This is a genomic window from Hymenobacter sp. R533113 (assembly GCF_056835965.1).
In genome coordinates this window covers 813,259-826,079 of record NZ_JAKWBD010000001.1, presented here as the reverse complement: position 1 = coordinate 826,079, position 12,821 = coordinate 813,259, and the positions used below count along the sequence as shown (strand labels likewise).

The window sequence follows — 12,821 nt, the reverse complement described above, 5'->3', positions numbered from 1 at the left end:
ATTCGCTTTACTCTTTACGGTCGTTGTGCTTATCCCTGCGAGTAGCCTGTGGTGGCTAGCTCGTTTGCTGCGTCGGCAACAGCATTATCGGTCGGCGCGGGTGTTCCAGGGCCTTTTCGTATGCTTCGTTGGGGTTTACATCTATTTCCAATATGGCTGGTTTTTTCCACCAGACTCCGTGTTTGAAGGCGAGTTCGTGCGGATTACTAGCCTAAGATTTCCCGAGTCAGGGGAGATACTGCAAGGCGAAGAATCTGGGCTTGATCCGCACGGCGATTATTCTTCCTGCGCCAAAATGGAAGTTGATCTACAGAGTTACGAGAGGCTTTTGCGTACTATCAGCGCTGACACTTCTTTCAACTCTACTCATTTTACAACAGATACTACTTTTGTTGGCAGCGATGAGTTTTTCAATGTTGCGAGGGGCATACAGGCGAGAGATTATTTCAAAACCTTCTCAAAAGGCCGTTCTAATAAGAATGCGTACCGCTTTATCAGTTTTCTACGTGACCGTCGCACCATCATCTTCTATCGATGCAGCAGTTAAAGCATCTTTTGCTTCCTGCAACACAAGTAGCTGTAATGGTATGCTGTTACCTGTACCTTTGCTTTAACATTATCTCCGGGCAGCTGTGAAATCTGCTTAATCAGCAAAATCTGTGATTAAAAACGACCTCTTACTTCGGGCCGCTCGCGGCGAACAAACCGAGCGCACGCCCGTGTGGCTGATGCGCCAGGCCGGCCGCATTCTGCCTGAATATCGCGCCCTGCGCGCCCGCCTCAGCGGCTTCAAGGAACTAGTAGAAACGCCCGAGCTAGCCGCTGAAGTCACGCTTCAGCCCGTGGATGCGCTCGACGTGGACGCCGCTATTATTTTCTCCGACATTCTGGTAGTGCCCGATGCTATGGGCCTCACCTACGAGATGGTGGAAGCCCGCGGCCCGCTTTTCCCGGAAACGATTCGCTCGGCTGCCGACGTCGACAGAATGCGCGTGGCGGACCCCGAGGAGCACCTGGGCTACGTGCTGGAGGCTATTCGCGTGACCAAGCGGGCGCTGAATGGGCGCGTGCCGCTCATCGGTTTTGCCGGCGCCCCCTGGACTATTCTGGCGTATATGGTGGAGGGCCACGGCTCCAAAACCTTCTCCAAAGCCCGGCGCATGCTGTACGCTGAGCCCGCGCTGGCCCACAAGCTGCTGGAGAAAATTACGGCTACCACCATTGCCTACCTACAAGCCCAGGTGCAAGCCGGTGCCAACTTAATTCAGGTGTTCGACTCCTGGGCCGGTATTTTGCCCCCCAGCCACTACCGCGAGTTCAGCACGCGCTATATCGCCCAGATCTGTGCGGCCCTGCCCGATGTACCCGTGACGGTGTTTGCCAAAGGCGCTTTTTTCGCTTTGGAGGATTTCGCTCAGCTCGACTGCCAGACCATCGGCCTCGACTGGAACCTGGACCCAAAGGCGGCTCGCGCCATCATCGGCGACAACTACACCCTGCAAGGCAACCTCGACCCCTGCGCCCTCTACGGCACGCCGGAGCAAGTGCAGGAAGCTACTATCGAGATGCTGCGTCAGTTTGGTCCGCAGCGCCACATCGCCAACCTCGGCCACGGCGTGTATCCCGACACCGATCCGGCCAATGTGCGCGTGTTTATCCAAACGGTGAAGGAGTTTAGTACTTTGGCGCGGGAGGGAGAAATATAGATTTTGTATTACAAAAAAGCCCCCCAAACCATAGTCTGGGGGGCTTTTTTATGGAATATATGTCTTAATCCCTTAGTGAAAGCTTACTTTCTGTCGGCACTACATCGCTGAATAACCCCGCTTCCTGAGCTTCTTCCAGCAGCCGCTGCTTCTCGATGGGCACCACGCCCACCTGCTCGCACACCAACCCGCCACCCAGGTTAGCCAGCGCGGCTAGTACCGGCGCCTCCAGGCCCAGAGCCACACACAAAGCGGCAATGCTGATAACGGTGTCGCCGGCGCCGGACACGTCGGAAATGGCGCGTAAGTGCGCGGGAATGTAGTTGCGGCCCGTGGCGGCAGCGTCGCTGAATACGCCGCGCTCGGAGAGGGTAACCAGAATAATGGCGGGCGTAAGCAGCTCGCGCAGGCGCTGCACGGCGGCTTCAAACTGCGGGCGGTCGGCATCTGTGTCGTCAAAATCCAGCTTCAGGCCTTCGCGTAGCTCTTTCAAGTTCGGTTTGAAAAGCGTGCAGTGGCGGTAGGCCAGAAAGTTCTTGCGCTTGGGGTCCACTACCGTTGGGATGTTGCGCCGCCGGGCCTGAGCGATGAAATGCTGAATCAGGCTTTCATTGAGCACACCTTTGTCGTAGTCTTCGAACACAACCACATCGGCCTGGGGCAGTAGCGCTTCATAGCGGGCGGTAAGGTCAGCGGCCTCGAGGGCATTCAGGTCCGTTTCTACTTCTGAGTCGATGCGCAGTAGGTGCTGGCCGGCAGCCAGGATGCGCTGCTTCATTGTAGTTGGCCGGTCGGGGCTTCGCACGATTCCTTCCGCCGACAAGTTTCTATCTTCCAGCAAGCCAAGCAATTGGTCGCCACCAGTATCCTGTCCTACCACAGCGCACAGTAAGGGTGTGGCTCCCAGGGCCTGCACATTCAGGGCTACGTTGGCGGCTCCACCAAGGCGCTGCTCAGTGCGGCTTACATGCACAATGGGCACGGGCGCCTCGGGCGAAATGCGGCCGGCTTTGCCCCAAACGTAGGCGTCCAGCATCACGTCGCCCACTATGAGCACCGTGAGGCGGTTGAAAGCAGCAAATAATTCAGGCAGTGAGGTGGGCGGTACGGTGGGGGGCATTTTGACGACTTTCGGCGAAGGAAGCCGCAAAGGTAGAAAGTAGCCCGATGTAACGTAGACCTCCCTCTTTGCGAATCGTTAGGTTGTAGCGCGAACTTTTAGTTCGCGTATCGGTGCTGAGGTTAAACAAGTTACTTGTAGAAATGACTCAGCTGTCATCACTCAACGATACGCGAACTAAAAGTTCGCGCTACAACCTAACGATTCTCCAAGCTGGAGCTTGGTGTTACGTCAGCTTTTCCAGGCTGGTTTTGATGCGAATAAAGGCTTCGCGCAGCTTCTCATCGGCGGCTGCGGTGCTAAAGCGCATGCAGTTGGGCGCGCCGAATGCCTCACCCGTAACGGCAGCTACATGCGCATCATTGAGCAGAAACATTGCCAGGTCGGTGGCGTTTTCAATTGTCTCGCCTTGGGGGGCATTTTTACCGAAATAGGCACTCACATCCGGGAAAACGTAGAAAGCACCGGCCGGCGTTGGTGTCTGGAAGCCCGGAATTTCCTTCACCAGCTCCAATACCAGGTCGCGGCGACGGTGGTAGGCAGTTACCATTTCGTCGGCGGAGCCGCGGCCGCCTTCCAGGGCAGCCAGCGCGGCACGCTGGGCAATGGAGCAGGTACCCGAGGTAATCTGGCTCTGCATTTTCTCGCAGGCACTGGCAATCTCCTTGCGGGCGGCCAGGTAGCCTACGCGCCAGCCCGTCATAGCGTAGCCTTTAGAAAACCCGTTCACGGTAATCACCTGGTCTTTTATTTCCTCAAACTCGGCCAAGCTCACATGCTCGCTTTCAAAGTTGATGTACTCATAAATCTCGTCGGCCATAGCAAACACCTGCGGGTAACGAGCCAGTACGGCCGCTATATCGGCTAATTCTTCGCGCGAGAATACTGCGCCCGTGGGATTGCAGGGCGACGAGTACATAATGAGTTTGGTACGGGGCGTAATAGCGTCTTCAATTTGAGCAGCCGTGGCTTTGTAGTCGTTTTCCAACGAGCCCATCACTCGCACCGACACGCCCTCCGCCAGGCGCACCATTTCCTCGTAGCTAACCCAATACGGAGCTAGTATAATGACCTCCTCGCCAGGATTTACCATGCTCATCACCGCATTGGCCAAGGCCTGCTTTGCGCCCGTACTCACCACGATGTTCTCGCATTGGTATTCGAGGCGGTTTTCGCGGTGCAGCTTATCGGCAATGGCCTGGCGCAGCTCCACGTAGCCGGGCACGGGTGTGTACTTGGTGTAGCCTTCGTCGAGGGCCCGCTTGGCGGCGTCCTTAATGTATTGCGGCGTTTGAAAATCCGGTTCGCCGAAGCTCAGGTTAATCACATCGTGGCCCTGGGCGGCCAGCTCACGCGATTTTTTGGCCATCGCAATTGTCTGCGACTCTTGCAGGGCGCTGATGCGATCAGAGAGAAACGGAGTAGCGAGCGCAGCGGAAGCAGGCATAAACGAAGTAGCTGAGTGAGGACACAAAAGTACCGGTAAAGTACGGATTTGGACGCTGCGCTTAATTAGGAATAAGGAATGAAGAATGAGCAGGCGCCCTCAATTCCTCGTTCCTCATTAAGCGCGGCGTCTCACTCCTGCCCCAGCCACCGGAAGCGGCGCACCAAAATATTGAGGTCGGTGGAGGGCGTGTAGTCTTTAGCGTAGAGCAGCTCCAGACGGCGGCGGGTAGCCTCGGGCAACGGCGCCGCGGCAGCATCGGTGGAGTCGGCGGGCGAGAACACGGCGGGCGTGGTGCGGCGCGAAGCGTCGGCGTGGCGCAGGCCCACCCAGGTGCGGGTACCTAATAATACCCGCAGGCAGTTGCGTAGATAACCGGCTTTTTCGCGGGCAAACCATACAAGCAGCGGGGCGGCCAGCAACAAGCTCAGGCTGGTAAGCACATCAAGCAAACGCTTGGTGCGCGCGCGCTGGGGCTGAAACAGATTCAGGGCGATATCAAGGGCGTAATACTCGCCGGGCGCATCTTTTGAGGAGCTGCCGATGATGTATTCACTGTCTTCGGGCAGAATCTTGTAGGCCACCGGCGGGTATTGGGGCAGCCGGATCATGAGGGAAATAATCCGGGTGGCCGACAAATCTTTGCCGCAGAAGATCAGCTCATCAAGGGCGTGAATCCGAATGATTTCGTCAAGCTGATGTAACTGACCGAGTAAGTAGCGGCTGGGTGGGGCGGCCGGGGCGGGCACAGGCGTTACGTGGCCCACAATGCATGCCTGCACCCTGGCCGTTTCGAGCAGGTGGCGCACCCGCCGGCTTTCCTCCGCTGAGCCTACGATGGCAATCTTTTTCTGTTGGCTTTGCATGAGGCGCAGGTTGCGGTGGCGCACCACATGACTGATCAGCCGCCGGCCGATAAGCGCCAGTATGCTCCAAATGCCCCCCAGCAGAATCAGCGCGTTGGAATAGCGGTAGGATTCCAGAAAATTGGAGCCAGCCGAGATAAGCACCGTACCCACCACAATGCCCCGAATGATGCGCCAGGCGCTGAAGGGCTTATCGTAGCTGCCACTCAGGTAGGCGCAACCCAGCCACACCAGCACGTAAGCCGGCACCACCACTTCCATCAGCGGGGATGGATAATCGGCACGCCCCTGTTTTTGATACTCCTCCCAGTAGTTTTTCAGCAAATACATGCCCCCATAGAGCAGCCCGGCATCCAATACAATCGGCGCTATGCTCGTGAAGATGCGCCGCCCGACTGCCATGCCCGCTCGCAGCCAGATGGCCAAATGAATGAGCAGAGAAAAAACGCCAGCCTGATTGGGGGCAAAATGCTTGCGGGCAAACACAATCATTGCCCGGTAGAACACGAACACGTAGTTGACGCTCGTGCGCTTCGTGCTTTCGCCTTTGTAGTGAATAATGCGGGTGCCGGGGAAATAATAGTTTTTCCAGCCCCCACGGGTTAGCCGGTACGAGAGGTCGATGTCCTCGCCGTACATAAAGTAGTCTTCATCGAGCAGACCAACCGCATCAAGGGCGCTTTTGCGCAGCAGCATAAAGGCGCCGCTCAGCACATCTACTTCGTGCGTTTGGTCTTTATCGAGGTAGCCCAGGTGGTAGCGGCCGAAGGTGCGCGAACCTGGAAATAGCGCCGCCAGCCCAAAAACCTTGTAGAAAGCCACCCGCGGTGTGGGCAGGCCGCGCTTACTTTCCGGCAAAAACTTTCCCTGCCCGTCCAGCATTTTTACGCCGAGTCCGCCGCCCTGCGGGTGCTCGTCCAGAAACTCGCAGCAGGCCCGGAAGGTATCTTCCTCTACTACCGTATCGGGGTTGAGCAGCAGGATATACTCGCCCTGCGCCTGGCGGATTGCTTGGTTGTTGGCTTTGGCAAAACCAGGGTTGTGCTTGTTTTCCAGCAAGATAACCTCCGGAAACCGCGCCCGCACCATCGCCACGGAGCCATCGACGGAGTTGTTATCGACTACAAATACTTCCGCTGGGGCTTCCAGTTTTTGTAAAGCCCGCCGCACCGACAACAGCGTCTGGCTCAGGAAATAGCTGACGTTGTAGTTGACAATAATAATGGAGAGCTTCACGGCGGGCGGCAGCGGGAGTAAGAGTGGGCCGGGAAAGTTACGGACTAAACAGCATCCTTGACTGCTACATATGTGAGTAGCGCGGAAATCCGTTCCGCGTCGAGCAACGCGAGAAGCAAGCGTATGCTAACGTCTAAATTCGCGCGCCGCTCGACGCGGAACGGAATTCCGTGCTACTAGCTAAAAAGAAGCTTGCCGCGCGCGACAAGCCTTTTTAAAAGAACTGAAATTGAGAGTAGCAGCTGAAAAAAGCCCCCCAGCCGGCTACCGAGCCTGGCGCTGCCGCTCCACGATGCTGCGGCCCAGGGTTATTTCGTCGGCGTACTCCAATTCGCCCCCCACCGGAATACCACGGGCAATCGTGCTGATGTGCACGTCGGGGAATTCGCGGAGCTTGCGGGTGAGGTAGAAAGCCGTGGTATCGCCTTCCATCGTGGGGCTGATGGCTAGGATGACCTCTTTGATTTCTGATTCGGGAATGCGCTTCAGCAAAGAGTCAATCTGCAAGTCGGAAGGGCCGATGCCTTCGATGGGGGAAATAACGCCCCCCAGTACGTGGTATACGCCCTGATACTGGCTCGTATTCTCAATGGCAATCACGTCGCGGATGTCGGAAACAACGCACACCATGGCGTGGTCGCGCAGCTTGTTGGCGCAAATGCTGCACTCCTCCGTATCGGCAATATTGTGGCAAGTGTGGCAATAGGTGATTTCAAAGCGCATTTTGGCCAGTGCCTCCGCCAAGGAAGCAGTGTTGTCGCTCTCTGCCTTTAGCAGGTGCAGCGCCAGGCGCAAAGCCGTTTTGCGGCCAATGCCAGGCAGCTTAGAAAGCTCCGCCACGGCGTTTTCTATCAGTTTGGAAGGGAATTCCATGTAGCTATATTGTTAAATGGCTCAACTGTTAAATGGCTGGCTGTTCTCGTTTTTCAGTTGAACAATCAGCCATTTTAACCTTCAGCCATTTAATCATTTAAAGAATATCGGCCGAGATACCACGGTCGTGGATGGCGGTGCACATGCCGGCCAGTTCGTCGTAGGCGCCGTGCTTCACGGTGCACTGGCCTTTATAATGAATCAGCAGGGTGCACTGTTCGGCCTGTTCGGGCTCATGCCCGCACACGTCGATGAGGGTTTTGATTACGTGGTCGAAGGTGTTCACGTCATCATTGTACACGATCAGGTCGCGAACGTCGATGGTTTCTTCGAGTAATAAAACGTCCTCATTGTAGTCAATCTGCGGCTTGGTGTTCATGGCGCAAAAGTACGGATTATCAAGGAAAAAGGCGCCGATTTGGGTCCGCACCGGCCTAGCATAACCGCCACGCGGGCAGATTCGTTTCGGGGTTTAGACATTAGACTTGTTCCTAAATAGCTTCTTTTCGTTTAACAAGATGCCAGTTCCAGATTCCGCAAGCCAGCGCCAGCAGGCGGTCGTTGAAGCTGGCGGACTTATTGCGGCAGGTTTGGGCCACGCAACCCAGGCGTTTAGCTCCGCTGATGGCGTGTTCAACCTTAACGCGGCGGCGGGCGTGGGCGGCATTTTCAGTTCGTTGGGTGTCGGTCAGGGCCGCATCCGGGCGTTTTTTACTGCGCCGGGGCTTGCGGTGGGGCAAGCTTTCCGCGGGCAGCTCGTAGTCAGCGACGAAGCCCAGGTAGCCCAAATCGGCCAGCAGTTCGAAAAGGTCGAGCAAGCCCAGGTTGATATCAAACTCGTTTTTAAGCGCTTGGTAGTCGTGGGTCGCCCCGCAGGTAGTGGGTCCCAGGTAGTGAATGTAGCGGGCCGGGTCGGCAATGAGCGTATTTTTACGGGTCAGTCTTTTTTACCCGAGTAGTCGGCGGCCCGGTCCACCACGGCCCGCGGGCGGTGCTGGGGGCGCTCGGTGGCATCAAGCAGCAGCACGGGTATCTCGGCGAAGACCTGTTGCATCTGGGCCAGCGAGTCGATGGTGCGGGCCGGCAGTACGCCCCGTGTGCGCAAGGTGCGTTCCAGCGCTTTGGCCAATCGGTGCGCGTGTTCGCAGGCTTTAGAGCGGGGCAAGCCAAAGCTGGCGGCTAGCACGTCGAAGGTGGGGTAAGTTTTGAGGTAGTACAGAATGAACAATAGCTTTTGCTGCGGACTGGTTAACACGCCCTTACGCCCACCGCCAGCCTTCCGTTTGCGCGGGCGCTGGTCGGTAAAGCGGGCATCCGCTTCTTGTTGGCAGCCGACCGCAAACGGCTCGGCCAGCGCACAAAAGGCCGCCACATCTAGCCCCGTCAAGGCCCGCATCTGCCGGTCATCGGTTATCGTATTCACGTCTAGCATCCCCAAAAATACTATTTGGGAACAAGTCTATTCATTTGTAGTGTAGCAGCCAGCTTCAGAACTGCCGGCCTCCTCGCTCCTTCTCTCTACTATGCCCGTTCCCTCCACCGATTTCAAGAAAGCACTCAAGCAGCTCCCCGACAAGGAAAAAGAAGCCCTGCTGCTGCGGGCCGTGCGCCGCGATGCGGAGCTCTACGAAACCTTTGCTTACGAGCTACTGCCCGATGTGACCGTGGAGCAGGTGTATGAGCAGACCGCCGACCGCATTCACGAGCTGTTCAACGTGGCCGTAACGGGACGCCTGCTCAACCGCAGCCTCAATAAGGCGCTGGGCAAAGCCACCAAAGAAACGGCCCGCGCCCGCCGCGTTACCAAAGACAAGCGCCTCGAAATAGATCTGATACTCTATACCCTGCGCCTGATTTTTGACAACTACACGGGTCAGTTCGACAGCCCTTACAACGGTTTTTACGTCAGTACCGCCCGCATGACGGCCCGCGCCGTGCAACTCGTGCTTACCAACCTGCACGAGGACCTGTGGCTGGAATACAAATCGGAACTAGACGACTTCTTGACCCAACTGCATAATCGCAGCAAAAGTCATAACCTGCGCTTTGTGTTGCCGCGCGAGCTGGTAATCCCAAACTAAAAAAGCCCCCCAGACCTGGTCTGGGGGGCTTTTTTGCTTAAAGGAATAGGGCTACTTAGTTAGCAGCAACGCCACTTGACTTCTTAGCAATTACGTTGAAGCTCAACGTGAACTCGTCGTAGATGGCCTTGTCGCCAATGCCTTCGAAGAAAGACTTCGAGCCGTACTTGATGTCGTACTTGGTGCGGTCGATGGTAGCGACGCCCGTGGCGGCGGCCATGCCGTTCTTCACGCCTACTTTGGCGGGGAAGGTAATTGGCTTGGTAATGCCTTTGATGGTCAGGTCGCCGGTGATAGTGGCGTTGTTGGCATCAGCAGCGGCACCTTTGATAGGCGTGATGTTCGTGATTTTAAAGCTAGCCGTCGGGTTTTTCTCCGTGCCGAAGAAGTCATCCGCCTTCAGGTGACCTACCAACTTGCCGTTGCTATCAGCATCTTTGATATCCTCTACTTTCAAGGAGTTCATGTCCACCACGAAAGTACCGCCTACGAATTGGTTGCCGCGCACCAACACATTGCCTTCTTTGAACTGAATGGTGCCGTTGTGCTCGCCGGTTACTTTTTTACCTACCCAACCTAAGGTACTGAGCTGAGGCTGAACCTGGTAAGCGGTGCCAGCAGCTTTGGCGGTACCGGGAGTAGTTTTCTTAACGGTTGGCTGTTGAGCCATTGCGGGAGCAGTAAACAGAGCAGCAACGAAGATGGCTGACAGAGCAATTTTTTTCATGATCAGGGAAAGAAAAAATGGAGAGGTAAACTTGTGTTAACTGAAAGCCGTCAGTCACGGATTTTATCGAGCAGGTCGCTCAGCTGAGCGGCTTCTGCGGAGGTAAGATTATGTAAGCCTGTATTCTGGTGACTAACAACGCTTTCCATACTGCGCAATAGCTCCAGCCCAGCCTCGGTAATATGAATGTCCACGGCGCGGCGGTTGCTGGGACACACGGTGCGGGTAGCGTAGTTTTTGGCTAGCAGCTTATCTACAATACGGGAGGCGTTACTGGTTTTATCGAGCATGCGCTCAATAAGCAGATTCACGGTTGAAGGCTTGGGGTGCTGACCGCGTAGAATGCGTAAAATATTATACTGAGGCAGTGTAACGTCGAACTCGCGGAAAGCCGCTGCCTGACGCAGCTGTATCCAGCCCGTGGTGTATATCAGATTGATATGGGCTTTTTGATAGGCGTCTTTGAAAGTAGGCTGCTTGATTTCGTCTTCGATTTTCATGAGCGGCGGCGTACCCTTGCCGAAGGATGCTACAAATATATGTACATACATTTAATGTTGCAACACGCTTCGCAAGAATATTTTTATTACGTATTACAGATATTTATTATCCTCGCATTGACTATATAGCCAGCAAGCTAGGCAGGAGGATTCATTGAAGCAGTAAATCCATATAGCTTTAAAGTCTCACTGGTAGCCTTATGGTTGCACTGCTGCTACACCAAGTACTCTGTTGTGCTCTGTTAACTAATGGCCATCCGATCAATTTAACCAGCTAACTAATAAAGCATTACCGCTCTTTCAAGCAAGCGTGTCAGACATATACTGGCGCAATAAGAGACGCATATTCCCACGAATCAGACGAAAAGCCCCTTAGTTCTATTTCCACTTCTTGCATCCGTCATGGCTACTGATTCTGCTACTGTCGCTGCCTGCCTGAACTGCAACCAGCAGTTGCCAGCTGGCCCCTTCTGTCCGAGCTGCGGGCAGCGCCAGCCGCACCGCCTTACGGTAGGCCACGTAGCGCATGAGGTATTCAATGTCTTCACCCATGCTGATAATACCATCGTGGGCTATATACCTCAGCTATTGCTTTATCCGGGCCGGGTGGTAGCCGACTACTTGGCGGGCCGGCGCAAACGCTATTTCAATCCCTTTCAGTTTATGCTGCTCATGGTAGCTCTGGCCACCGCGGCAGCCGCACTTTTGAGTTATTACGAAGCCACGGGAGCCGAAATGCAGCGCCGCTTCGCTGGCCGAATGCCAGCCGACGAACTGGCCCGCATGGTAAAGTATTTTCATTACGTGGGCAAATACTACAACCTCTGGTGGCTGCTGCTGGCCTTGCCCATGTACGCCTTATTTACGTGGCTGGTCTACCGCAAGCGGGGCCTCAACTACGCCGAGTCGTTCTTCGTGCAAGTCATTATCGGATCAGCCTTCAACCTCTATTTAGCGCTGATTCTATTTGCCTTATGGGCTGTGCATTTCAAAACCATGGCCAGCAGCAACGTGGCCAGCAGCCTGCAAATAGGCATTATTCTGCTTTACCTGATTCTGGTGGGCCGGCAGGGACTCGGGCTTACCTGGGCGGGGGCGGGCTGGCGGGCCTTTCTCACCGTGTTGCTCAGCGCAGCCGGCAGCTACACCCTGAATATGCTGTTCCGCTGGTATGTGTTTGGGTAAACCGGCTGCTAGTCAAGATCAGGCACTGCGGTTTGAGCCCGGAGCAAACCGTTTTCCTCCTGCACCAGCCCAAATGGCTCGTCACGAATGATGATAAACCCATCCAGGTCGCATACCTGGGCCTGGCTGCTTATCTGCATTGCCCCCCAGATACCTAGCGTCGTCTCGACCATGCAGCCAATCATCGTGTCGAGGCCGTGGGCGCGGGTTTGATCGAGCAGGCGCAGGCCGTTGCGGTAGCCGCCGGCTTTCATGAGCTTCATATTCACGCCGTGAAACTGCTGGGCGATATCGGCAAAATCGGCGTCGTTGGTTACTGATTCGTCGGCGAAAACGGGATACGGCGAGCGGGCGCGCAGGTAGCGGTAGTGGTCGGTGAAGGCAGCCGGCATCGGCTGCTCCAGCAAGCGCACCGCAAGGCCGGGCAGGGGGGCAATTTTTTCCAGAAACTGCAACAGCGCGTCGGCGTCGGTCCAGGCCTCGTTGCCATCGATGATGAGTTGGCGGCCGGGCAAGGCACGGGTCACTTCGCGCAGCAGCTCATAGCCGCTGGCCTGGTCTACCTTTATTTTAAGGATAGAAAAACGGCCCATATCCTGCTCCCGAATAAACTCCGCTACCTCGCCGGGAGGCATTATGGGCAAGGTCAAAGCCGTAGGTACGGATGTCGCTGGCTCGGGCAGGCCCAACACCGCCGCCACCGACTGCCTCGTGTGCGCGGCCAGCCAGTGCACGTAAGCTGACTCTAAAGCAAAGCTCAAGGCATGCGCCACGGCGCGATGCGCCAAAAACTCGGTTAGCTCATCCAGCGAAGCTACGCGGCTCAATCCACTGGCTACCAGCTGCTCAAACTCCACTTGCAGCCCTTCCGGCGACTCGCCGTAGCGCACGTTGGGCGCCGCCTCGCCCCAGCCTACCGCCCCGCCAGCTTCCTGCTGCACCCGCACGAGCAGGTTGGTTTTGGTAGTAGAGGCGTTGCGCGATATTTTCCAGGTATAGCGCAACGGCAGCTCACGCGTTTCGATGGTCCAGAGCATGAAGTAGAGTATGGAGCTGGCCGGCAGTATGGCACGACCGTGC

General features: G+C 56.0%; 14 protein-coding genes. 4 read left to right on the top strand and 10 right to left on the bottom strand.

Going from position 1 to position 12,821, the window contains the following annotated elements:
- Window positions 1-25 precede the first annotated feature (25 nt).
- Both MKZ35_RS03870 and hemE read left to right on the top strand, forming a co-directional pair.
- Entirely contained in the window at window positions 26-547 is a 522-nt protein-coding gene (locus tag MKZ35_RS03870; RefSeq protein ID WP_482511890.1) for a hypothetical protein, read from the top strand.
- Between the two features lie 112 nt (window positions 548-659).
- Window positions 660-1,706, top strand: coding sequence for a uroporphyrinogen decarboxylase (gene hemE / locus MKZ35_RS03865; protein WP_482511889.1), 1,047 nt, complete (start codon window positions 660-662; stop codon window positions 1,704-1,706).
- Window positions 1,707-1,770: 64 nt separating this feature from the next.
- On the opposite strand, the gene MKZ35_RS03860 is transcribed toward hemE, so the two are convergent.
- From MKZ35_RS03860 to MKZ35_RS03830, 7 genes are all read right to left on the bottom strand, one after another.
- A complete protein-coding gene (locus MKZ35_RS03860; RefSeq protein ID WP_482512263.1) occupies window positions 1,771-2,826 on the bottom strand; it encodes a bifunctional heptose 7-phosphate kinase/heptose 1-phosphate adenyltransferase in 1,056 nt (351 codons plus the stop codon).
- 226 nt (window positions 2,827-3,052) lie between these two features.
- On the bottom strand, window positions 3,053-4,273 hold the full coding sequence (locus MKZ35_RS03855; protein ID WP_482511888.1) for a pyridoxal phosphate-dependent aminotransferase: 1,221 nt from the start codon (window positions 4,271-4,273) through the stop codon (window positions 3,053-3,055).
- 131 nt (window positions 4,274-4,404) lie between these two features.
- Complete coding sequence (locus MKZ35_RS03850) at window positions 4,405-6,375, bottom strand: glycosyltransferase family 2 protein (RefSeq protein ID WP_482511887.1); 1,971 nt, start codon at window positions 6,373-6,375, stop codon at window positions 4,405-4,407.
- 264 nt (window positions 6,376-6,639) lie between these two features.
- The gene (gene recR / locus MKZ35_RS03845) at window positions 6,640-7,248 is read right to left on the bottom strand and encodes a recombination mediator RecR (RefSeq protein ID WP_482511886.1); all 609 of its coding nucleotides are present in this window, start codon (window positions 7,246-7,248) and stop codon (window positions 6,640-6,642) included.
- A 97-nt stretch (window positions 7,249-7,345) separates the two neighbouring features.
- On the bottom strand, window positions 7,346-7,627 hold the full coding sequence (locus MKZ35_RS03840) for an ATP-dependent Clp protease adaptor ClpS (RefSeq protein ID WP_084444557.1): 282 nt from the start codon (window positions 7,625-7,627) through the stop codon (window positions 7,346-7,348).
- A 112-nt stretch (window positions 7,628-7,739) separates the two neighbouring features.
- The gene (locus MKZ35_RS03835; protein ID WP_482512262.1) at window positions 7,740-8,138 is read right to left on the bottom strand and encodes a transposase family protein; all 399 of its coding nucleotides are present in this window, start codon (window positions 8,136-8,138) and stop codon (window positions 7,740-7,742) included.
- Window positions 8,139-8,185: 47 nt separating this feature from the next.
- Window positions 8,186-8,671 carry a helix-turn-helix domain-containing protein gene (locus MKZ35_RS03830; protein WP_482511885.1) on the bottom strand — a complete coding sequence of 162 codons (486 nt, stop codon included), beginning with the start codon at window positions 8,669-8,671 and terminating at the stop codon, window positions 8,186-8,188.
- A 100-nt stretch (window positions 8,672-8,771) separates the two neighbouring features.
- Here MKZ35_RS03830 and MKZ35_RS03825 point away from each other — a divergent pair, with 100 nt between their 5' ends.
- On the top strand, window positions 8,772-9,329 hold the full coding sequence (locus tag MKZ35_RS03825) for a hypothetical protein (protein ID WP_482511884.1): 558 nt from the start codon (window positions 8,772-8,774) through the stop codon (window positions 9,327-9,329).
- A 55-nt stretch (window positions 9,330-9,384) separates the two neighbouring features.
- Here MKZ35_RS03825 and MKZ35_RS03820 read toward each other — a convergent pair whose 3' ends face one another.
- Both MKZ35_RS03820 and MKZ35_RS03815 read right to left on the bottom strand, forming a co-directional pair.
- The gene (locus MKZ35_RS03820; protein ID WP_482511883.1) at window positions 9,385-10,056 is read right to left on the bottom strand and encodes a YceI family protein; all 672 of its coding nucleotides are present in this window, start codon (window positions 10,054-10,056) and stop codon (window positions 9,385-9,387) included.
- A gap of 50 nt (window positions 10,057-10,106) precedes the next feature.
- Complete coding sequence (locus MKZ35_RS03815) at window positions 10,107-10,556, bottom strand: MarR family winged helix-turn-helix transcriptional regulator (protein ID WP_482511882.1); 450 nt, start codon at window positions 10,554-10,556, stop codon at window positions 10,107-10,109.
- A 402-nt stretch (window positions 10,557-10,958) separates the two neighbouring features.
- On the opposite strand from MKZ35_RS03815, the gene MKZ35_RS03810 reads away from it, so the two are divergent.
- Window positions 10,959-11,741 (top strand): DUF3667 domain-containing protein, encoded by a 783-nt coding sequence (locus MKZ35_RS03810; RefSeq protein ID WP_482511881.1) that lies wholly within the window; start codon window positions 10,959-10,961, stop codon window positions 11,739-11,741.
- An 8-nt stretch (window positions 11,742-11,749) separates the two neighbouring features.
- On the opposite strand, the gene MKZ35_RS03805 is transcribed toward MKZ35_RS03810, so the two are convergent.
- Window positions 11,750-12,778, bottom strand: coding sequence for a dipeptide epimerase (locus MKZ35_RS03805; protein WP_482511880.1), 1,029 nt, complete (start codon window positions 12,776-12,778; stop codon window positions 11,750-11,752).
- Window positions 12,779-12,821 lie beyond the last annotated feature (43 nt).

What these genes read in the sequence shown, in the direction of transcription:
- MKZ35_RS03810 (WP_482511881.1), top strand. Translation starts at nt 10,959, where the DNA reads ATGGCTACTGATTCTGCTACTGTCGCTGCCTGCCTGAACTGCAACCAG.
- MKZ35_RS03840 (WP_084444557.1), bottom strand. Translation starts at nt 7,627, where the DNA reads ATGAACACCAAGCCGCAGATTGACTACAATGAGGACGTTTTATTACTC.
- recR (WP_482511886.1), bottom strand. Translation starts at nt 7,248, where the DNA reads ATGGAATTCCCTTCCAAACTGATAGAAAACGCCGTGGCGGAGCTTTCT.
- MKZ35_RS03825 (WP_482511884.1), top strand. Translation starts at nt 8,772, where the DNA reads ATGCCCGTTCCCTCCACCGATTTCAAGAAAGCACTCAAGCAGCTCCCC.
- MKZ35_RS03855 (WP_482511888.1), bottom strand. Translation starts at nt 4,273, where the DNA reads ATGCCTGCTTCCGCTGCGCTCGCTACTCCGTTTCTCTCTGATCGCATC.
- MKZ35_RS03860 (WP_482512263.1), bottom strand. Translation starts at nt 2,826, where the DNA reads ATGCCCCCCACCGTACCGCCCACCTCACTGCCTGAATTATTTGCTGCT.
- MKZ35_RS03820 (WP_482511883.1), bottom strand. Translation starts at nt 10,056, where the DNA reads ATGAAAAAAATTGCTCTGTCAGCCATCTTCGTTGCTGCTCTGTTTACT.
- MKZ35_RS03815 (WP_482511882.1), bottom strand. Translation starts at nt 10,556, where the DNA reads ATGAAAATCGAAGACGAAATCAAGCAGCCTACTTTCAAAGACGCCTAT.
- MKZ35_RS03805 (WP_482511880.1), bottom strand. Translation starts at nt 12,778, where the DNA reads ATGCTCTGGACCATCGAAACGCGTGAGCTGCCGTTGCGCTATACCTGG.